The 20,638-nt window shown below is 64.7% G+C and carries 18 protein-coding genes; 5 read left to right on the top strand and 13 right to left on the bottom strand.

What is annotated here, in order from left to right:
• The first annotated feature begins 4 nt into the window (after positions 1–4).
• Positions 5–907 carry a 5'-nucleotidase gene (locus AB4Y34_RS03815; RefSeq protein WP_176382524.1) on the top strand — a complete coding sequence of 301 codons (903 nt, stop codon included), beginning with the start codon at positions 5–7 and terminating at the stop codon, positions 905–907.
• Entirely contained in the window at positions 904–1,728 is an 825-nt protein-coding gene (queF, locus tag AB4Y34_RS03810) for an NADPH-dependent 7-cyano-7-deazaguanine reductase QueF (protein WP_176382523.1), read from the top strand. Before AB4Y34_RS03815 ends, queF begins: the two co-directional genes overlap by 4 nt.
• Before the next feature lie 87 nt (positions 1,729–1,815).
• Here the strand turns inward: queF and AB4Y34_RS03805 are convergent, their stop codons facing one another.
• The 3 genes from AB4Y34_RS03805 to AB4Y34_RS03795 all read right to left on the bottom strand — a co-directional run bounded on the left by AB4Y34_RS03805 (position 1,816) and on the right by AB4Y34_RS03795 (position 4,650).
• A complete protein-coding gene (locus AB4Y34_RS03805) occupies positions 1,816–2,202 on the bottom strand; it encodes a RidA family protein (RefSeq protein WP_008923846.1) in 387 nt (128 codons plus the stop codon).
• Between the two features lie 72 nt (positions 2,203–2,274).
• On the bottom strand, positions 2,275–3,756 hold the full coding sequence (locus tag AB4Y34_RS03800) for an amidohydrolase family protein (RefSeq protein ID WP_176125030.1): 1,482 nt from the start codon (positions 3,754–3,756) through the stop codon (positions 2,275–2,277).
• 3 nt (positions 3,757–3,759) lie between these two features.
• Positions 3,760–4,650, bottom strand: a complete 891-nt coding sequence (locus AB4Y34_RS03795) for a MurR/RpiR family transcriptional regulator (protein WP_368715281.1) — start codon at positions 4,648–4,650, stop codon at positions 3,760–3,762.
• 155 nt (positions 4,651–4,805) lie between these two features.
• Here AB4Y34_RS03795 and AB4Y34_RS03790 point away from each other — a divergent pair, with 155 nt between their 5' ends.
• Entirely contained in the window at positions 4,806–6,083 is a 1,278-nt protein-coding gene (locus tag AB4Y34_RS03790; RefSeq protein ID WP_176382522.1) for an amino acid deaminase, read from the top strand.
• Between the two features lie 110 nt (positions 6,084–6,193).
• On the opposite strand, the gene AB4Y34_RS03785 is transcribed toward AB4Y34_RS03790, so the two are convergent.
• A complete protein-coding gene (locus AB4Y34_RS03785) occupies positions 6,194–6,697 on the bottom strand; it encodes a MarR family winged helix-turn-helix transcriptional regulator (protein WP_176109585.1) in 504 nt (167 codons plus the stop codon).
• 30 nt (positions 6,698–6,727) lie between these two features.
• Positions 6,728–8,323: an MDR family MFS transporter gene (locus AB4Y34_RS03780; RefSeq protein ID WP_176382520.1), complete on the bottom strand. Its 1,596-nt coding sequence runs from the start codon at positions 8,321–8,323 to the stop codon at positions 6,728–6,730.
• A 137-nt stretch (positions 8,324–8,460) separates the two neighbouring features.
• Here AB4Y34_RS03780 and AB4Y34_RS03775 point away from each other — a divergent pair, with 137 nt between their 5' ends.
• Positions 8,461–9,300 (top strand): EcsC family protein, encoded by an 840-nt coding sequence (locus AB4Y34_RS03775; RefSeq protein ID WP_176109587.1) that lies wholly within the window; start codon positions 8,461–8,463, stop codon positions 9,298–9,300.
• Here the strand turns inward: AB4Y34_RS03775 and AB4Y34_RS03770 are convergent.
• The 3 genes from AB4Y34_RS03770 to AB4Y34_RS03760 form a co-directional block, all read right to left on the bottom strand.
• Positions 9,267–10,235, bottom strand: coding sequence for an alpha/beta hydrolase (locus AB4Y34_RS03770; protein WP_368715280.1), 969 nt, complete (start codon positions 10,233–10,235; stop codon positions 9,267–9,269). The genes AB4Y34_RS03775 and AB4Y34_RS03770 overlap by 34 nt on opposite strands.
• 132 nt (positions 10,236–10,367) lie before the next feature.
• Positions 10,368–10,802: a CHRD domain-containing protein gene (locus AB4Y34_RS03765; RefSeq protein ID WP_176109589.1), complete on the bottom strand. Its 435-nt coding sequence runs from the start codon at positions 10,800–10,802 to the stop codon at positions 10,368–10,370.
• 338 nt (positions 10,803–11,140) lie between these two features.
• Complete coding sequence (locus tag AB4Y34_RS03760) at positions 11,141–15,553, bottom strand: transporter substrate-binding domain-containing protein (protein WP_368715279.1); 4,413 nt, start codon at positions 15,551–15,553, stop codon at positions 11,141–11,143.
• On the opposite strand from AB4Y34_RS03760, the gene AB4Y34_RS03755 reads away from it, so the two are divergent.
• Positions 15,474–15,680 carry a hypothetical protein gene (locus tag AB4Y34_RS03755; RefSeq protein WP_176382518.1) on the top strand — a complete coding sequence of 69 codons (207 nt, stop codon included), beginning with the start codon at positions 15,474–15,476 and terminating at the stop codon, positions 15,678–15,680. The two genes, AB4Y34_RS03760 and AB4Y34_RS03755, sit on opposite strands and share 80 nt — an antisense overlap.
• A gap of 40 nt (positions 15,681–15,720) precedes the next feature.
• Here the strand turns inward: AB4Y34_RS03755 and aqpZ are convergent, their stop codons facing one another.
• The 5 genes from aqpZ to AB4Y34_RS03730 form a co-directional block, all read right to left on the bottom strand.
• On the bottom strand, positions 15,721–16,464 hold the full coding sequence (gene aqpZ / locus AB4Y34_RS03750) for an aquaporin Z (protein WP_368715278.1): 744 nt from the start codon (positions 16,462–16,464) through the stop codon (positions 15,721–15,723).
• 249 nt (positions 16,465–16,713) lie between these two features.
• Complete coding sequence (locus AB4Y34_RS03745) at positions 16,714–17,358, bottom strand: response regulator (protein ID WP_368715277.1); 645 nt, start codon at positions 17,356–17,358, stop codon at positions 16,714–16,716.
• A gap of 107 nt (positions 17,359–17,465) precedes the next feature.
• Complete coding sequence (locus AB4Y34_RS03740) at positions 17,466–18,155, bottom strand: response regulator (RefSeq protein WP_368715276.1); 690 nt, start codon at positions 18,153–18,155, stop codon at positions 17,466–17,468.
• A 136-nt stretch (positions 18,156–18,291) separates the two neighbouring features.
• Entirely contained in the window at positions 18,292–18,960 is a 669-nt protein-coding gene (locus AB4Y34_RS03735) for a response regulator (protein ID WP_368715275.1), read from the bottom strand.
• A 265-nt stretch (positions 18,961–19,225) separates the two neighbouring features.
• Positions 19,226–20,557 carry an MFS transporter gene (locus AB4Y34_RS03730; RefSeq protein ID WP_368715274.1) on the bottom strand — a complete coding sequence of 444 codons (1,332 nt, stop codon included), beginning with the start codon at positions 20,555–20,557 and terminating at the stop codon, positions 19,226–19,228.
• Between the last annotated feature and the right edge of the window lie 81 nt (positions 20,558–20,638).

The raw sequence follows: 20,638 nt of genomic DNA, 5'->3' as shown, positions 1-20,638 counted from the left end.
ACCGATGGCGCTTTCGCTTGTCGACAAACTGGTGGTCGCAATCTCGTCGCGCGCGCTGTTCGACTTCGAGGAAGAGAACCGCGTTTACGAGGCCGGCGACCTGAAGGCTTACGAAGCGTTGCAGCGCGAGCGCCTGAACGTGCCCGCGAAACCGGGCGTCGCGTTTCCGCTGATCCGCAAATTGCTTGCGCTGAACGCCGTCGGTCATCGCGTCGAAGTGGTGATCCTGTCGCGCAGCGATCCGATCAGCGGCCTGCGCGCGTTTCATTCGTGCCGCGAACACGGACTCGCGATCGAGCGCGGGGTGTTTACGCGCGGCCGCGCGCCGTTCTGTTATCTGAAGCCGCTGAACGCGTCGCTGTTTCTGTCGGCGAATCAGCAGGACGTGCGCGATGCGCTCGCGGCTGGCTTCCCTGCCGCACGCGTGTTGCCGGAATCGGCGAAAATGGCGAGCAAGTACCCGGACGAAATCCGCATTGCGTTCGACGGCGACGCGGTCTTGTTTTCCGACGAAGCGGAACGCATCTTCCAGAAAGACGGCCTGCGCGCGTTCGTCGGTCACGAGATCGACAACAAGCATCTGCCGCTCGCGGACGGTCCGCTCAAGCCGCTGCTCGAAGCGCTGCACCGGCTCCAAAAACTGGCGGACGAGGCCGCGCCGATGCGCATTCGCACGGCACTGGTAACAGCACGCTCCGCCCCCGCGCATGAGCGTGCGATCCGCACCCTGATGGCGTGGAACATCGAAATCGACGAAGCGATGTTCCTCGGCGGCCTCGACAAGAGCGCATTTTTGCGCGAGTTCGAGCCCGACTTTTTCTTCGACGACCAGATCGGCCACTGCGAATCGGCCCGCGTCGTAACGGCGACCGGGCACGTGCTGAGTGGCATCGTGAACGCATCATGACACCCGAACAATCCCCGCTCGGCAAGTCCTCGACTTACACCGAACAATACGATCCGACGCTACTGTTTCCGATTGCGCGCAGCCATGCGCGCGAGGCGATCGGCATTACCGCGCGACTGCCGTTTTTCGGCACCGATATCTGGAACGCCTACGAGCTGTCGTGGCTGAATACACGCGGCAAACCGCAGATCGCGGTCGCGACGTTCTTCGTGCCGGCCGATTCGCCGAACATCGTCGAATCTAAGTCGTTCAAGCTGTATCTCGGCTCGTTCGCGCAGACCGCCTTCGAATCGGCCGAGAGCGTGCGCGACACGATCAAGCGCGACGTGTCCGCGTCGTGCGGCGCGACGGTGTCGGTGCATCTGCACACGCCGCACGAATTCGGCAAGCTGAAAATGGAAGAATTCGACGGCTTGTCGCTCGATCGGCTCGAACTGGAGGCGAGCGTGTATCAGCCGGACGCATCGCTCCTGAGCGCGGCGCACGACGAGGCACCGGTCGAGGAAACGCTGTTCTCGAACCTGCTGAAGTCGAACTGCCCGGTGACCGGCCAGCCGGACTGGGGCAGCGTGCAGATCCACTATGCCGGGCCACAAATCGATCACGCGGGCCTGTTGCGCTACATCATCTCCTACCGCAATCACACCGGCTTTCACGAGCAATGCGTCGAGCGGATCTTCGTCGACATCATGAAGATGTGCAAACCGCTGAAGCTCGCGGTGTATGCGCGCTACACGCGCCGCGGCGGGCTCGACATCAACCCGTTCCGCACCAACTACAACCTGCCAATGCCGGACAACATGCGGCTCGCGCGGCAGTAACGGTAAAGCACGGCGGCAAACACGACGAGGGCGCCGCAGGCCATCACAGCCTGCGGCGCCCTCGTCACATGAAAGTCGTCAAAGCGCTCAGGCCGCCGGCTTCTTATAAGCGACGCAATCCACCTCGACCTTGCAGTCGATCACCATCGACGACACCACGCACGCGCGCGCCGGCGGATTCTCGCCAAAATACTCGCGAAACACTTTATTGAACGATGCGAAGTCGCGCGGATCGTCGAGCCACACACCGCAACGCACGACGTGCTCGGCGCCGTAGCCCGCTTCCTTCAGGATCGCGAACACGTTCTGGATCGCCTTGTGCGATTGCTCGACGATGCCGCCGTTGATCACTTCGCCGTTTTCCATCGGCGTCTGGCCCGACACGAACAGCCAGCCGTCCGCTTCGACCGCGCGCGCGAACGGCATCACCTGACCGCCCGTTCCCTTTCCGCCTTCCACGCCATATCGCTTCATCGTCACACTCCTTAAAAAGTCGGGCACGTGCGCGGCGCCCTCGCCGCGCGTGCCGCCATCAATCGATAAAAATCAGAACGCGCCCTGCGCATCGCCCTTCGACGGTGCGCCGCGCGTGACGAACCGGCCAGCCCTCTCGCCCGTCACCGCGCCGTCGCGATACGACAGCACGCCGTTGACCCACACCGCGTCGATGCCGGCAGCGGGCTGCTGCGGCTTGTCGAAAGTCGCCAGGTCGAGCACTTTCGACGGATCGAACAGCACCAGGTCGGCGTGATAGCCGATGTGCACTTCGCCGCGCTGCGCGAGACCGAAGCGGCGCGCGGACAGGCTCGTCATTTTGCGCACCGCCTCTTCAAGCGGCAGCAGCGCGGCATCACGCGCATAGTGGCCGAGCACGCGCGGAAACGCGCCCCACAGTCGCGGATGCGGCAGCGGATCGTTCGGCAGGCCGTCCGAGCCGACCATCGTCGCCGGATGCGACAGGATGCGCCGCACGTCGTCTTCGGACATGTTGTGATAGACCGCGCCCGCCGGCTGCAGGCGCTTGCCCGCTTCCTGCTGCGAGACACCCCACTCCGCCGCGACTTCGCTGATCAGCTTGCCGGCCATCTCCGGATGCGGTTCGGACCACGTGATCGTGATGTCGATGTCGCCCGTCACCTGCTTCAGATCGAGCGTCGACGAGCTGCGGTTGTACGGATAGCAGTCGCAACCGACCGGCTGCCCGCCGCGCGCGCCTTCGAGCGACTTCAGCACTTCGACGCTGCGTCCCCAGTTCGACGGCCCTGCGCACTTCAGATGCGAGATCACGACCGGCACGCGCGCATGCCGGCCGACGCGGTAAGCCTCGTCCATCGCGTCGAGAATCGCGTCGAACTCGGTGCGCATGTGGGTCGTATAGAGCGCGCCCGCGGCGGCGAGCGGCTCGGCGAGCGCCATCACTTCCTCGGTCGGCGCGGCGAACGCCGAACCGTACGCGAGCCCCGAGCTCAAGCCCAGTGCGCCGTGCGCGAGCGCTTCCTCGAGCTGCGCGCACATGCGCTCGATTTCCTCGCCAGTCGCCGCGCGATCGAGCCGGTCCATCTGGTTATTGCGCAACGCCGTGTGGCCGATCAGCGCGCCGACGTTCACCGCCGGCCGCGCGGCGTTTACCGCGCTCACGTAGTCGGCGAAGGTCGGGTACTGGAACGCATCGCGCTCGCCGAGCAGATTCATCGGATCGGGCGGATCGCCCTTCAGCGACACCGGCGACGCGCTGATGCCGCAATTGCCGACGATCACCGTCGTCACGCCCTGGGTGATCTTCGGCAGCATCTGCGGCGAGCGGATCACGTGCGTGTCGTCGTGCGTGTGCACGTCGATGAAGCCCGGCGCGAGCGCGCGCCCCTCGGCCTCGATCACCTCTTCGGCAAGCCAGTTCGACAGATTGCCGATCGCGGCGATGCGCCCGTCGCGGATCGCCACATCGCGCTCGACGGGCGGTGCACCGGTGCCGTCATACAGTTGCGCGCCGACGATCAGCGTGTCGGCGGCTTCGGGATGCGAATGCATGGATCAATCTCCTAACGGTTGTCGATCGCCGCCGCCGCGGTGCGCGTCGAGCGCGTGCTTCATGCGGCGCAGCAATTCGCGGCTCTCGTCGCCCTGGCTGACGGCAAGTTCGGTGACGAGCACATCGAGCGCCATCATCATCGCGTAACGGGAAGACGACGGCTTGTAAATGAAATCGGTTTCGAACGCGACGATCGGGATCAGCCAGTCGGCGAGCTTCGCCAGTGGCGACGTGGGCGCGGTCACCGCGATCACGGTCGCGCCGTAGCTGCGCGCGATCTTGCAGTTCTCGAGCATCTCGGGCACGCGGCCCGTGGTGGACAGCGCGATCACCACGCAGTCGCGCGACACCGTGCTCGCCACCATGCGCTGCAACAGTCCGTCCTGATAGGTCGCGACCGGGCGGCCGAGGCGCACGAGCCTGAAACGCATTTCGTCGGCGAGCGCAGTGGAGCCGCCGCCCATGCCGAACACGTAGATCATGCGCGCATTGCGCAGCGCGGCCGCCGCTTCGGCGAGCGGCGCCTGGCGCAGCAGTTGATGATTGTGCGCGAGCGCGGTTTGCAGTTCGTCGAACACGCGCGTGGCGATCGGCTCCGGTGCGTCGCTTGCTGCGTCGCGCTCGAGAAAACGCTGACCGACCGCGGCCGCCTGCGCGAGCCGCAGCTTCAGCTCGCGCACGTCGCGGCAGCCAACCGCCTTCGCGAAGCGCGTGACGGTCGCGATGCTGACCTCGGCCTGCTGCGCGAGCGCGCCGATGCTCGCGCGCGACGCGCCGGTCAGATCGTCGAGGATCAGCGCGGCGACCTTGCGTTCGGCCGAGCGCAATTCCGGCGCGCATTCGGCGATGCGCGCGACGATGTCGAAAGCGAGCGGTTCGGCGCTACTGTTCATGGCGGGCGGCGGGGTTCGCGGCACGGCTTTCGCGACCCTTTCCGGCGGCCGTCGAAACCCGTGGTACTAAATAACATTTTTCCGGACATCGTACTTTCGGTAACATGATAAAGTCAAATCTGATTCAATTTAACCGGACGATGGAGCACGGAGACATGAAAGTTACAAACTATCAGGGCGCGACGATTGATCCTTATAGCAAGGGCTTGGGCATGGTTCCGGGCACGAGCGTCCAGCTGAAGGACGCCGCGCGCCTCGAGTGGAACCTGCTTGCCGAGGACGTGAGCCTGCCGGCCGCCGTGCTGTACGAGGACCGCGTCGAGCACAACCTGAAGTGGATGCAGGCGTTCGTCGCCGAATACGGCGTCAAGCTCGCGCCGCACGGTAAGACCACGATGGCGCCGCAACTGTTTCGCCGTCAGCTCGAAACCGGCGCGTGGGGTATTACGCTAGCCACCGCCCATCAGGTGCGCGCGGCGTATCACGGCGGCGTGTCGCGCGTCCTGATGGCGAATCAGCTGGTCGGCCGCCACAACATGATGATGATCGCCGAGTTGCTCACCGATCCAGATTTCGAATTCTTCTGCCTCGTCGATTCGGCCGAAGGGGTCGAGCAACTCGGCGAATTCTTCACCTCGGTGAAGAAGCCGCTGCAGGTACTGCTCGAACTCGGCGTGCCGGGCGGGCGCACCGGCGTGCGCGATGAAGCGCAGCGCAATGCGGTGCTGGACGCGATCGCGCGCTATCCGGATGTGCTGAAGCTCGCGGGCGTCGAACTGTACGAAGGCGTGCTGAAGGAAGAAGCCGAAGTGCGCGCGTTCCTGCAAGGTGCGGTTGCAGTTACGCGCGAGCTAGTCGAGCAAGGACGTTTCGCGCGTTCGCCGGCGGTGTTATCCGGCGCAGGATCGGCGTGGTACGACGTGGTCGCCGAAGAATTCGCGCAGGCGACAAAAACCGGCAAGGTCGAGGTCGTGCTGCGACCCGGCTGCTACCTGACGCATGACGTCGGCATCTATCGCAAGGCGCAGACCGACATCTTCAAGCGCAATCCGGTCGCGAAGAAAATGGGCGAAGGCTTGCTGCCGGCGCTGCAATTGTGGGCGTACGTGCAGTCGATTCCCGAGCCGGATCGCGCGATCATCGGCCTCGGCAAACGCGACTCCGCGTTCGACGCGGGCATGCCGGAGCCGGCGCGCCACTATCGTCCGGGCAACGAGGCGCCGCGCGACATCGCCGCGAGCGAAGGCTGGGAAATCTTCGGTCTGATGGATCAGCACGCGTATCTGCGCATTCCCGCCGGCGCCGATCTGAAAGTGGGTGACATGATCGCGTTCGACATCTCGCATCCGTGCCTGACGTTCGACAAGTGGAAGCAGGTGCTGGTCCTCGATCCGCAGTATCGCGTGAAGGAAGTGATCGAGACGTTTTTCTGATTGGATTGGAGTGGATTGCGCCGCGCTGAAGCGCGGGCTTTCCGACGATAGAAAAAAGGCTGTGAGCCCAAGAGCGCACAGCCTTTTTGTCGTCGCAAGCGGAAAAAAGATCACACGCGTTGGGCCGCCTCGTCGCCGGCGGTTTCCTGGGCTGCTCCAGCGGCGCCGGCCGCTGCGCCCGCATTGGCCGCCACTTCGCCGATGCGCGTCTCCAGCATTTTCAGCGCGCTCGACAACGCCGCGAGCGCCTCATCCGGCAACCCGGCCATCGTGTCGTGCAAGAACGCCTGGCGACGCGGCAGGCTCGCTTCGGTCGCGTCGCGACCTGCTTCGGTCAGGCGCACGTTGGTCACGCGGTTATCGCGCGCATCCATGCTGCGGGCGATCCAGCCCAGGCTTTCGAGCGCCTTCAACTGCCGCGTCAGCGCGCCCGGATCGACGCGCAGCCGCTCGACGAGCCGCTTCTGCGACGACTCGCCGGCCTGCTCGTGCAGCGCGAGCAGAATGCGCCAGCGTGGCAGCGGATGACCCACCTGGGTCTCGAATGCCGACATGAATGCCCGATACGTGCGACCAAATTGCTGCATGACGGCGACGCGGTCCTGTTCTTCCATAATCTGCCTGTCCAACACCAAGTCAAAAAATCAGTCTGCGTGAATCACCGGCTCGAGCTTGCGCTGCAGCTTGACCGGCGGCACGCGGCGGCTTTGCCACACCGACACGACGGCGATCAGCGCGGCCATCGCGAGACCCAGATGAATCGCGCCAACCAGCGACTCGCGCGCGCTTTCGAGCAGCATCGCGCCGTTGTGGCCCGCGTGCGTCAGCTGGTAGACGAGCGTAGTCTGCGCATCGCGGTTGATCAGGATCTGGGGATCGCCCAAATCGCCGAACCAGTGCGACGCGCCCGCGCCTTCGAGCGCGCTGCGCACGCCGCTCTTGTACATATGGGTCACGAGCGTGCCGGTCAGCGCGGTGCCGATCATGCCGCCGATCATCCGCAGCGACTGCAGCAGCGCGGTCGCGATGCCGAGGTGTTCGCGGCCCGCGGTCTGCTGCGCGAAGATCGTCAGGTTCGGCATCACGAAACCGAGCCCGAGGCCGCCGACGACCATGAACGACATCAGCACCCATTGCTGCATCGATCGGGTCGCGACGACGATGCCAAGGCATGACAGCGCGACCATCGCAAAGCCGATGTACAGCATCAGGTTCGGATTCCGGATCCGCGACACGACGCGCCCGTTCGTGATGCTGCCGATCGTGATGAACACGACGAGCGGCGTGATCACTAGGCCCGCCTCTTTCGGCGACATGCCGAAGCCACCCTGGAACAGCAGCGGTGCGTAAAACAGCAGCGAGAACATCGTGAAGCCGCCGAGCACGGCCAGCGTGAACAGCGCGGCAAGACTACGGTTGCGGAACATGTCGACGGGCAGAATCGCGGTGGGGCAACGCTTTTCCCATTTCCACAGCGTGATGGCCGACACGACGCTCAGCCCGAGCAGTGCGAACGCGCTCAGCGTGATGCCGTGCTTGGGCAGCAACTCGACGAACAGTTGCAGGGAGCCGAGCGCGATCGCGATCAACAGCGCGCCGGGCCAGTCGAGCCGCATCTTGCCTTCATGCTCGACGTGCCGCAGATGCGGCAGGAAACGCCAGACGAAAAACAGCGACAGGAGGCCAACCGGCAGATTCACGTAGAACACCGAACGCCAGCCGTAGTACTGCGTCAGAAAACCGCCGAGCGACGGCCCGACTGCATTGGCAATGCCGAACGCCGAGCTCATCAGCACCTGCCAGCGCAAGCGCACGACGGAATCGGGGAACAGATCGGGAATGCACGCGAACGCGGTGCCGACCAGCATGCCGCCGCCAATGCCCTGCAAGCCGCGCGCGAGCACGAGAAACAGCATGTCGTTGGCCGCGCCGCACAGCACCGAGGCGCCGGTAAACACGACGATCGACGCGATCACGAACGGCTTGCGCCCGTAGTAATCGCCGAGCCGGCCGAAGATCGGCACGGTGATCACCGAGCTCAGCAGATACGAGGTGGCGACCCACGCGTACAGCTCGAAGCCTCGGAGCTCGGACACGATGGTGGGCAGCGCGGTGCCGACCACGGTCTGGTCGAGCGCGACCAGCATCGTGACGAAGGAGATGCCGAGCATGGCCAGCAGGGATTCGCGGAATGGTAAGACTTGCCCACTCGAATGGTGGGCGGCGGTATGGACAGCCATTTTTGATGCAGCAAAAGTTGACGTGTCAAAAGATTGCAAATCATATCACGCTGCAACGCTCCACGCGGGACGGAACACGTCTTGCAACGCGGTAGACTCACTTGCAGTACCCACGCCATGACATGCCAGGGAGGCTCATGCAGCCGAGTTCGCTCGCAGCACCATCCTTATCGGAGCAGGACCTCGCCGCGCTGCGGCGCGCCAAACATCAGCTCGAAAGCCCCGCGCTCGCAATGAAACTCGCAAGCGTCGTCGGCGCGCCGATCGAAAAGCTGCTGTCGCGCATTCCGGCGTTCGCCAACGAAAAAGTGTCCGATGCGACGCAGGCCGCGTTGCGCAAATGTCTGTCGATCGCGCTGCGCACGCTCGGCCGGCGCGACGACGCCAGGCTGCTCGCACCCGACAAGCCGAACAACCTGCTGCACAAGTTCGCGGTCGCGACGACCGGTGCGGCCGGCGGCGCGTTTGGATTGCTCGCGCTGCCGGTCGAGCTGCCCGTCACGACCACGCTGATGTTTCGCTCCATCTGCGACATCGCGCGCAGCGAGGGCGAGGACCTGACCTCGGTCGACACGCAGCTGCAATGCCTGACCGTGCTCGGCATGGGCGGCACCTCGAGCGAGGACGACGACGCCGACCTCGGCTACTTCTTCATGCGCGGCGCGCTCGCGCAGGCGGTGTCGAAGGCGTCGTCCGAGGTGGCCAGCAAGGGCTTCACGGCCCACGGCTCGGCGGCTCTGTTGCGGCTCATCAACGCGATCGCCGCGCGCTTTTCGGTGCAGGTCAGCGAGCAGATCGCGGCCAAATCGATTCCGGCGATCGGCGCGGTGCTCGGCGCGATGGTCAATACCGTGTTTATCGATCATTTCCAGCAGGTCGCGCACGGACACTTCACCGTGCGGCGGCTCGAGCGGCAATACGGCCAGCAAACGATCGAAGCCGTCTATCGGACGCTCGACATCACGCTCGACGCCTGAGCCCTGTTCGCGGCGCGGCTCGTCGCGCGTCGCACGAAGGCGGCCGCGCGATCGAGCGCTCGGTTCGCCTCCGGCATGAACGGCGCGAACAGCGGCCACACGTGCGGCAGGTTTTTCCACACCTCGCATTCGCAATCGACGCCTGCCGCGTGCGCGTTGTCGGCGACGCGGCGCGTGTCGTCGAGCAACACCTCGGTGCTGCCCGCCTGCAGGAATAGCGGCGGCAGACCGTGCAGGTCCGCATAGACCGGCGACGCGTACGGATGGGTGGGCGACGCGTCGCCCAGATAGACCTTGGCCGCGCGCTCGATCGAGGCGCCGCAGAACATCGGATCGACGCTGTCGTTGGTGCGCAGGCTAGCGCCGGTGGTCGCCAGATCGGTCCACGGCGAGAACAGCAGACCGCCCGCGGGCATCGGCGCGCCCGCGTCGCGCAGCGCGACCAGCGTGGCGAGCGCGAGACCGCCGCCGGCCGAGTCGCCGGCGATCACGATCGAGCTGGGTGCGATGCCCATCGCGAGCAACTGGCGATAGGCGGCGGTGGCGTCGTCGAGCGCGGCCGGAAAGCGATGCTCAGGCGCGAGACGGTAGTCGAGGGAGAAGAGCCGCGCATCCGCGCGGGTCGCGAGAGCGAACGTTAGCGACCGGTGCGTGCGCGGCGAGCAGAAGTAGTAGCCGCCGCCATGGCAATACAGCACCGTAGGCTCCGCGCCGCCGGCCGTGCCGCCGTCCACGCGCTCCAGCCATTCGCCGACGAGCGGCGCGTCGCCTGCGCGATAGGTTTCGCGCAGATGCCAGCCGCGCGGCACGCGTGGCGACCACACGCGCTTCGAGGTCAGCGCGCGCGCCCGTTCGACGTTGATAAACGGTTTGAGGGTTTCGGGCCGGAACTGCCGGCGCAAATACCAGCACGCGAGCGCGCTTTGCCAGCTCATCGGGACATGCTCCTTCGTTTGAAGTCCCGTCAGGGTACGTGGGTTGGCAGGGAACCGTGGTTTGGCGGGTTCCAGGCGCGTCACGGTGATCGTGGCCGCGGCACGCGCGCCCAGCCGCCGCGAGTCCCACGCCTAGTTCGCCGGCAACACCTGCCCGCGAATTTCGCCCGTCGGATTCTGCGCAGTATGAACGTTGAAGTACCACTGCCCCGCCATCAGATCCGTGACCTGCTGCTCGGTCAGCTTCGCCGTGCCTTTGATCGGACTCGCGAGCCCATTCTTCTCGATCGGCACCTGGACCTTCGCATTCTGGCCGACCGGCGCGGGACCGTGGAAATGCGCGGCGGTGACCGGACCGCTCAAGCCCTCGTAAGTAACAGTCCACTGCAGCGATTGGGTGGACGTGTCGAAAGTCGCATTCAGCATGCCGTGCCCGTGACTCACGCGCGGCGGCACTTCGCTCGACGGCTGGAGATTCGCCTTCAGCGCAACCGTATCCGCAAATGCAGCGCTCGATGCAAGCGCCCACAACACTACGGCCAGATTAAATTTTCGCTGCGAAATCATGGTCTTCTCCGGACATTGACGCGCCGCCGCGGCGCCGTGTCGGCCGTGCGGAGTTTCCACATACTAGTGCAAATCATATGGAGTCGACCGGAATGATGGCCTGCAAAGACGTAGTGCGAAATGGCTTTAGTCGATTTAATCGAAAATATAATTGCGCGTTTTGTAATAAATAAACGATGTCAATCCTGGTATGCTTCGACTCGCGAGAAGTGACTCCTTCATCGAAGGACGTCTCCAAACCTTTAACGCGGCTTCGGCCGCGTTTTTTTTCGTCCTGATTTGGGTTGCCGCCGATTGAATCGCCCGTGCATTTGCGCGAGGTTACGGCGCGCCGCTCGCTACACGAGCAATCCGGCCTGCCGTTCGATCCCATCGAGCATCGCCTCGCATTGTCGAATTAGCGCATACCCCTCTTCACGCACCTGCTGCGGCGACTTCGCGGCAATGACGCGGCGATAGGCTTCGAGCGCCTGTACGAGCGGCGGATACTGCAGCACGCTCGCCGCCCCCATCACCCGGTGCTGCCACTCGTGCACCCGCTCCATGTCCGCGCGTTCGAGTAACGTCGCCAGCGCGTTGATGTCGTCGCGCATCGACAAGACGAATGAATCTAGCAACGCCTTGACCGTCGACTCGCTTCCCCATAACTGCGTCATGCGTGCGAGGTCGACGGGCACGAACGGTTCAGCACCGACAGGTTGTGTGGCCTGCCGCTCGCCGGCCGACGCAGTCGAGACGCGATCGGAAGTTTCCGCCGGCGCGGGGGGCCACTCGGCGTGAGTGCCAAACCAGCGGCTCAGGTGGTCGCGCAGCGTGGCGAGCCGGGTCGGCTTGATCAGACTGTCGTCCATGCCGGCTTCGCGGCACAGACTCAGGTCATCGGGCGCGGTATTGGCCGTGATGCCGAGTATCGGCAGATGCTGCGCGCCGCCGTGCAGTGCCTCCGCTTCGCGGATGCGACGGGTCAGTTCATAGCCGGACAGGTTTGGCATGTGGCAGTCCGTGATCAGGCAGCCATAGCTCGTGCATTCCAGCGCGGCGAGCGCTTCGGCGCCGTCGTTGGTGACGTCGCACGCGAACCCCAGCAGGGTGAGCTGATGACGGATCAACTCCTGATTGACTGGATGATCTTCCGCGACAAGAATCAGCCGCCCATTCGCGAGCGCGCGTTCGCGATCAGGCGGCGGCGCGATGCCATCGGTCGTGAACGGCGCGCCCACCACGCGCGACGGCATCGGGGCCATCGACGGCAGCCCCGTCGTCGCGGCCGCACATGCGGCGCCGAGGCCGCGCCACGAAATCGGATTGATGCTGACGTGCACCTTGTCGTCGAGGATGCGGTAACCGCTCGGTTTCGGTTTTTCGGTCAGCGTGACGATGCGCGCATTCATGCCGATATGTGCCGGCAACGTGACGTCCTCGGCGACGAACAGCAGATCCGCGCGGCTCAGCACGTCGCTTTTGCCCAACGTCGCTGCATCGGCCGAGAGGCTGCGCAGTTCGAGCCCGAGCGCCTTGGCGAAGTGTGCGAGGGCCCGGCCGATGCGTCGATCTCGCGTGACCACTACGCCGAGTTTGCCGCGCAGACCGTTGATCGGATAGCACTGTTCGACGATCGGCATCGTCAGCCGCACGATCATGCTCGTGCCGTGGCCGGGTTCGCTGTGCAGCGTGAACGTGCCGTTCATCAGGTCAATCAGCTTGCGGCAGATCGTCAGCCCCAGGCCCGTGCCGCCGAAGCGCCGCGTGGTGGACGACTCAGCCTGCACGAACGGCTCGAATAGCCCCGCCTGCACATCGGGTGCGATGCCGATGCCGGTGTCCCGAACGGTCAGCTCCAACGTCTGCGAATCCGCGCAATCTTCGACGACCGCTACGCTGACATCCACCTCGCCCTTCGGCGTGAACTTGATTGCATTGCCGAGCAGGTTGAACAGGATCTGGCGCAGACGCACGCTGTCGCCACGGAGCGTCGCAGCGGCGTCGCTCGCGATGTCGACGCGCACTTTCAGCCCTTTTTCGTGAGCGCGCCCGGCGAGCAGGCCCACCGCGTTATCGACGAGCTCGCGGAGATCGATCGGCTCGGCTTCGAGCGTGAGCCGACCCGCCTCGATCTTCGAATAGTCGAGCAAATCATCGAGAATCTGCAGCAGCGCACCCGCCGACTCGTGGATCATGCCGAGCATTTCGCTCTGGTCGGTACTGAGCGGCGTGCGTTCGAGCACTTCGACGAGACCGAGCACGCCGTTCATCGGGGTGCGGATTTCGTGGCTCATCATCGCGAAGAAGTTGTCCTTCGCGCGCGAGGCCGCCTCGGCCAGATCGCGAGCTCGCGCGAGTTCCTCCGAACGCGCGCGCTCGACGCTCGCGTCGACCCAATAGCCGCTCCACAGGACACCGCCATCGGCATCGCGCCGCGGCACCAGCTCGGCCCGCACCCACTTGAGTTGACCGGCGCTTTCGACGCGGAACTCCATACGCACCGGAGCGGTACAGATCGCAGAACGCTCGAGCTCGGCGAGAACGAGCGGCCGATCCAGCTCCGATATGCGCTGGAAGTCGACTCGTGCCCCGCCCTGCGAATCGCTGTCGCCGAGCAGATGTCGCGCGTCCCCGCCGATGTACGGGAAGGAATAGGCACCGGCCGGCGAGCGCCGCATCTGGAACACGACGGCCGGCAACGAGCGCGTGACGTCGAACAGGCGCCGTTCGGTTTCGCGCGCGCGCATTTCGGCGCGCCGGATGTCCGTGATATCGACCATCGTGCCGAGCACGTACGCCGGCTGCCCATCGTCGCCTTCACAGACGCTCGTCCAGAAAATCCCATGCCGCGCCTCGCCAGCACGGTCCTCGAACTGCAGTTCGACTTTAGCGATGCCGCCGCCGCGCAGGACCTCGCGCGTCATGTCGTCGAGCACGCGGCTATTGGCGTCGCCCCATGTGCCGACCTCGGCCGTCGTACGCCCGAGCACGTCCTTCCGCTCCAGCCCACACGCTTTCTCATAAGCCTCGTTGATCGCGATGTACCGTCCGTCCAGGCCTTTCGCGATGAGCGGATACGGCACCGTCTTCATCATCGTTTCCTGGAAGTTCAATTGCAGTGCGAGTTCGCGCTCGGTCTGCTTGCGCAGGCGGACTTCGCGTTGCAGCAGCACATACGCGCGCAACGTGACCAGCAGCACGACGCCGATGCCGATCAGCACCGGCAGCAACCGCACCGCAGTCACACTCCACATCGCGTTGTCCGGCGCGGCGGGGCCCACCCACTTGCGCCGGATGCGTTGCTTTTCGGCTGCCGGCATGGCCTGCAACGCGCGATCGATCAGCTTGACGAGCGGACTCAGATCCTCGCGCACGGCAAAATACAACGAGTCGGATTGACCGAGCGAGTCGAGCACTCTGAGAGCGCCGGCGAAGTGCTGCCGGAGTTGCACGTTGATCGCGGCAGCGTTGCCGACCAGCACGTCGGCCTCGCCACTCGCGACCATGCGCATCGCCTCGCCCAGGCTCGCCGCGACGACGATGTGATCGACCGGCACCGCCTCCAACGCGAGCGGCACCGATCCGGCCACGTGCGGCGACATTACGACGCGGCACGACGTGATTTCGCTGAACCAGCATGAAGTGGGCACGCCGCTGCGTCCGACGATCACCAGCGGATCGCTCTCGTACACGCGGCTATGGTCGGCGCCCACGAGAAGCGCACCGCGACTCGATGTGGAGGACAGCATCGCGAGCTCGCCGCGCTGGAACGCGTCGACGGTAGCGGCCCAGTCGGCCGTGCGCGCGCGGTTGAACACGACACCGAGCGTGCCGCTCAGGTACGCGAGGTAATCGGCGGTCAGACCGACGGGGCGACCGGCGGCGTCAACATAGCTGAACGGGGCCCAGTCGTCGTCGAAGCCGATCTGCAGCGGCGGCAGCGAACTCAGCCAGTTCTCTTCTTCCGGCGTTAGCGCGAAGCGTGCTGCACCCGTCGCGGGCGCCGCGTTGAAGTTGCCGGACAGCCAGAGCGCGCGTATCGCGGCAGCCTCGGCGGGATTCATCGACACGAGCGCGCGGTTCAGTTGATCGCGCAAGGCAAGCTGGCGGGGCGATACCGCAAAGCGCAGGTCGAGCGCTTTGCCGCCTTGCTCGAACGCTACGCGCAGATTGCGATACGCGTCGGTCGCCAGTTCGTATTGCACGACCGGCGTGAAGCCGAAATAGGCGTCGGCATCGCCATGCAGTACCGCGTTCAGTGCTTCGTGCGTGCTCGAGAACGAGACGATCTTCGCGCGAGGAAAACCGGCGCGCAACAAACGCTCACGCGCAAAACCGCGCTCGATCGCAATACGCGCGCCGGCGAGGTCGGTGGGTTTCATATGCCGGGCATCGTCGCGACGCACGACAGCCGACGCGAACGAGTGGAAGTAGGGAGCCGTAAAGCCGAGGCAGCGCTCGCGCTGCGGCGTGCGCGCTATGCTCGTCAGCAGGTCGACCTCGCCGGCGCAAGCCGCGGCGACCAGTTTGGCCATGTCGGGAAAGCTCTTCGTCTCGATGACGACGTTCGGCCCCACGAGCGCGCGCAACAGGTCGCCGCTGACGCCAGCGAGCTGACCACCCCGCGGGATGTCGAACGGCGGCCAGCCACCTTCGAGTATGCCCACGGTCAGTTTGGAAGGAAATGCAATGGGTGACGAAGCGGAAGCATCGGCTCGTACTGTGGAGATGACGGGTGACTCTGACGCAGCGCCGGCAGGCGCGGCCATGCAGACCGCATGCGAAGCCGCCAACAGACATAACGCCAGCCAACGCATCATTGAGTGGCGCGGCGAGCGCTGCCACAGACACCGCAACAAACGCCGCAGCCCCAACGTCAGCGTCACCTCGCCTTGAGAACTCGCATCGATCGGAAGTGGTGAGTAGCGTCCCCCGCTCACGAAACGTCACCCTGTCCGTCCAATGACACCGCGGACGAATCAACTCGACCGTCCAGAAACGAAAACAGCACGCCAGCCGCGATTGCGCCGGCCAACGGCGCGGCCCAGAACAGCCACAACTGGTCCAGCGCCCAGTTGCCGACGAACACTGCCTGCGCTGTCGAACGGGCGGGATTGACCGCTCCATTGGTGACCGGAATGGACACCAGGTAGACGAGCATCAGACATGAGCCGGTGATCAACGGCGCAACCGTTGCCAACTCTTTTCGAACGACGACCAGCAGGCAGGTCCCGACAAACGCGAACGACAGCACGACTTCCACGACGAGCGCCGAATGCAATGGATAGTCAGCGGGCGAATGAGCGCCGAAGCCGTTCGCCGCGAATTCACTCGCGGCGAGTTCGAAACCTGGCCGGCCACTGACGAGGTAGGCGAGAAGCGCCGCGGCGACTATCGCGCCGCCGATTTGCGCCGCGATATAGGGCAACAGGTCACGCACCGGAAAGCGCTGCGCGACGGTCAGACCGATGGTGACGGCAGGATTGAAATGCGCGCCGGAGATCTTGCCGAAAGCATAGCTGCCAGTAGCGAGTGCAAGCCCGAACGCCAACGACATCTGCAGCGCGCCACTAGCCTGCGATATGCCCGTGGTGTCCAACACCGTACTGCCGCAGCCGACGAACACGAGCCATGCCGTACCCACTCCCTCGCTCCACAATCGCTTGCCTAGCGCAACCATCTCTACCCCATCCGTCAAGTACGAGGCACAGACTCCGAACGATCGCGCGAAGATGTCTGCACCGGATTTCCTTGATCCATTGCTAATCGGATCACGAACTAGCCATAGCGGCAGTTGCGGCGCAAGGCGCGCAATGACCGGCGGCGGCCAGGATTATTAGGGGCTCCCGCAAGCCATGCCAATCAGATAAGTCTGATAAGGACTACATCAAAGCCGTCGCAAGCAAGAAAATGTGACCATCGCGCCGCCTCATATCAGCCCAATCTGAGTGGCGTAGTTGATCAGGTCAGCTTCTGTTTCCAGTCCGAGCTTGCGCATCGCGCTGCGTTTTTGCGTGCTGATGGTTTTGTCGCTACGTCGCAGACGTGTGGCGATCTCGTGCACCGCGAGGCCTCGCACATAAAGTTGAAACACCTCCCACTCGCGTGCGCTCATCGCACCGCCGCGCCGCGGCGAAGTAGGCTCCGCGGCCGCGAGTGCGGCACGAACCTGTTCCGATAGATGGGTGCCTCCGGCGGCAACGGCTTCGATCGCGTCGGTCAATGCGTCCACGGCGTCGCGCTTGTCGACGATTCCCGTCACACCGATATTGCGCAACCCGGCCAACACATGCGCGCGCCCAATCATGGTCAGCACGACCACATGAGGATGCGGCGTGCGCCGAAGCAGCCGACGCAATAGCGGCACCGCGCTGGTATCTCCGTCGAGTCCCGGCATGCCGATGTCCGACACGACGACGTCGCACGCGCAGGCTTCGAGCAGCTTCGCGAGACCACGGGTGTCGGCAGCTTCGCCGACAATCTCGATATTCGGCTTGTCGCGCAGCAGCGATCGGACGCCCGCGCGAATGGAGTCGTGATCGTCCGCCACGACGACGTGAATCTTGTTTGTCATTCTGTTCCGTGACTTTTTATGGTGTCGATCGGCATACCGCACGAAATGTGTCTCCCCGGTTATGCCGATCTATTCGCCGCGCCCATGCGCGGCAGGTTGCCGCCCGGTTAGCGGACCTGACCAAGCCGGTCTGGCACTACTCCGTACTCGACTGCGAAGCGAAACAGTTCGGCGTCGCTATTCAGCGACAGCTTGCGCATGGCCATGCACTTCTGCGCGCTGATCGTCTTCACACTACGTCCCAACCGCAGGGCGATTTCAGTGACGCAGAGCCCTGACGCGTACTGCGCAAATACCTCGAACTCGCGGCGAGACAGGGTGGCGCGCACGAAGTCGAGACGTTGCGTCAGGGTTACGTCGGCCAGCATGGCGCGCACCGCCGGACCGACATAACATTCGCGCGCCAGCGCCATGACCAGCGCCACATGGATCAGATCGATACGATCACGCTTGCTCAGCAGCCCATCCACGCCCAGCGACATCACCTTGCGCAGCGTCGCCGCTTCCGTTTCCATTGTCAGGATGACGAGCGCCACGTTGGGATAGCGCGCCTTCAACTGCCTGACGATGTCGAACCGGTTTTCGTTGTTCCCTCCTGGCATGTAAAGATCCATCAGCACGAGATCGCAAGGACAGCGATCGACTTCGATCAATAGTTCGGCGACATCCGCCGCACGGCCAACCACCTTCAGGTTGGGATAGTTGCCAATCAGATTTTCTATAGCCAATAGAACCAGCGGATGATCGTCCGCAATGATCGTTCGAACAGGCGTGCCTGATGCAGCCATGAGGTTCATCTTCTGGCGCTCCTCGATACTTTCATTTCTCGACACCCTGTTATGTGTGACCGGCGCTCACGCAATGGTCGAGCATTTCTTTTGCGACAAACATCAGAGCGCTCTGAAATGGACCGAACGACGGCGTGCCCGATGCTTAGTTTTCTGGTTCGAGGAGGAGCGAGCCGCAGGCGCGCACACAGGAAAAGAGCGCGGGGTCGTCGGTCACGCCCAATCGCGCCATCGCTTCACGTTTTTGCCGACTCACCGTGCGGCGATGGCAGCCGAGCGCCGCCGCGATCTGCACGATGGACTCGCCGCTCACGAGCCTGCGCACGATGTCGGTCTGCCGCTTCGACAACAGCAGGGCCGACACGAACCGACCGTTGTCCGGCTGCGAACGCTCGAGCGTTTCGACCACCGAGCGGCCCAGGCAGCGCGCGCCGCGCACACTGTCGCAGACGGCTCGCGGCAGTTCCTCGAGCGAATCGGCTTTGCCGACCACGCTGACTGCGGCATCGGCGGCGACGACGCGCAACATCGCGGCATTCGTCTGCCCGGTCACGACGACGACGCGCAATGACGGCCACTCGCCACGAATGCGCTGGATCAGGCCGAGTCCGTCGCCAATCTCGCCGGCGGGCTCCGGCATGGAAAGATCGACGACGAGCACCTCGCACGGTGTGCGTTGCAGCAACGCGATCAACGCGGTGGGCGTCTGCGCCTGACCGACGACAGTCAGACCTTCGTGCGCCTCCAGCGTCGATTTCAGGCCAAGCAGGACGAACGGATGATCGTCCGCCAGAATGATTCGAAGATTTGTCACGATTAGTCTCGCTCGTTATCGGAATGGTCGGAATGCGTGTGGGGGTGGCTGTGCAGGCGTCAGGCGTCGACCTTCGCCGCGTCAATCAAGCGACGTGCCGGAAAAGCCATCTCATCACCCTCGCAAATTCACGACAATCGGAGCGTTCCTAATCCGGTTAAATGATCGGGATAATTTATAGCTCCACCGAGCAAAATGCGCACCGTTATTCGAATCGAATCAAATCCAATTCGGAAACGCAAAGCCCGCGCTGTTCACATGTGTCTCACGCCGCATCACAGGCACGCGTCGCGCGCATCGCACGCGTCGGCGCGGCGCGCGGAAACACCGGCAACGCCAGCAACGCGCACGCGCTCGCCACGCTCCATACCAGCGGCCATGCTCCGATGGACAGCAGCGCCGGAATCGCGAGCGGCGTCACGAACAGCGTGAGGAACACGCAGGTGTTGCCCATCGCGAGCGCGGTGCCCGCTCGGCGCGTACCGGCGAGCGACGCGAGTTCGGTGAACGCGACGCCGTGCCACGCCGACGCGCTAACTCCGCCGAACACGATCATCAGCGCGAACAGCGCGACCGTCCCGGCGCGATGCATGCCGACGAGCCCGGTCGCGAGCGCGAGCAGCACGAACAGCACGGCGGTCAGCAGACTGCAGGCCCGCATATACGCGCGACGGTTGCCGCGCCGGTCGGTCCACGCGCCGCTCCAGACCCGCGCGACCGCGGCGCCGGTCTGCACCGCGGCCATCGTCACGCTGATCGCGAACACGCCGGCACGCCCGAAGTCGTGCAGGAACACCGTGCCGAACGTGATCACGGCAATCTGCGGCACGCACAGCGCGCCCGCGCCGAGCGCGACGCGCCAGATTGCGAAGTCGCGCAGTGGCGAACGCATCGCCAGCGGCGCGCCGACGTTCGAAGCGTCTACGCCGTGCCCGCTGGCCGCCGCTGCGCCGGCCGTCGCAGTCGCCTGCGCGGGCTCGTGAAGCCAGCGCCACGCGAACCACGCGGTGATCGCGCACGCCAACGCCAGCACCGCATAAGCGCTCGCAAAACCGAAGTGCGAGGCGAGCACCGGCAGCACCAACGCACCGAGTCCACCGCCCGCCGGCACGGCGGTTTGCCGGATGCTCATCGCGAGACCGCGCTCGCCTTCGCGAAACCACGCCATCACGGCTCGGCCGCTCGATCCGTTGACGCTGCCGCCCAGCAGTCCGACCAGCAGCAGCCCGAGCGCGAGCGCAACGATGCCGGGCACCTGCGCGTCGCCCGGCGCCACGAACAGCGCGAGACCGGCGAGCGCGGCCGCGGTCGACAGCAAGCCGAGCAGCAGCACGCGACGATCGCCCCAACGGTCGGTCAGCAGTCCCCACGGCAATTCGCTGACCGCAATGCCGAGCCCGAGCATGCCGAGCACGAGGCCGAGCCCGTGGTTGCCGAGGTGGTAGTCCGAGCGCAGGAACACTGCCGTGGTCGGAATTCCCGAAAATGCCGCCGAAAAGCTCGCATTCGCGGCAAAGCCCACGCCCAGCACCTTCCAGCGATGCCGCGCGCCGCGCTCGCCGGTGCCGCGCGACGCTGTCATAGATCCGTTTTCCATCACACCCTCCGCATGTATTCGCGGGTATGCTACGGCTGGGCATTCCATCGGAAAAGCCGGAAATTCAGATCATTGCCATCG

Origin of the sequence: Paraburkholderia sp. BR10954 (assembly GCF_040965775.1) — a bacterium.
Lineage (GTDB): Bacteria > Pseudomonadota > Gammaproteobacteria > Burkholderiales > Burkholderiaceae > Paraburkholderia > Paraburkholderia youngii.
Note: the sequence above shows the minus strand (reverse complement) of the source record. Positions and strands in the feature narration are given on the sequence as shown.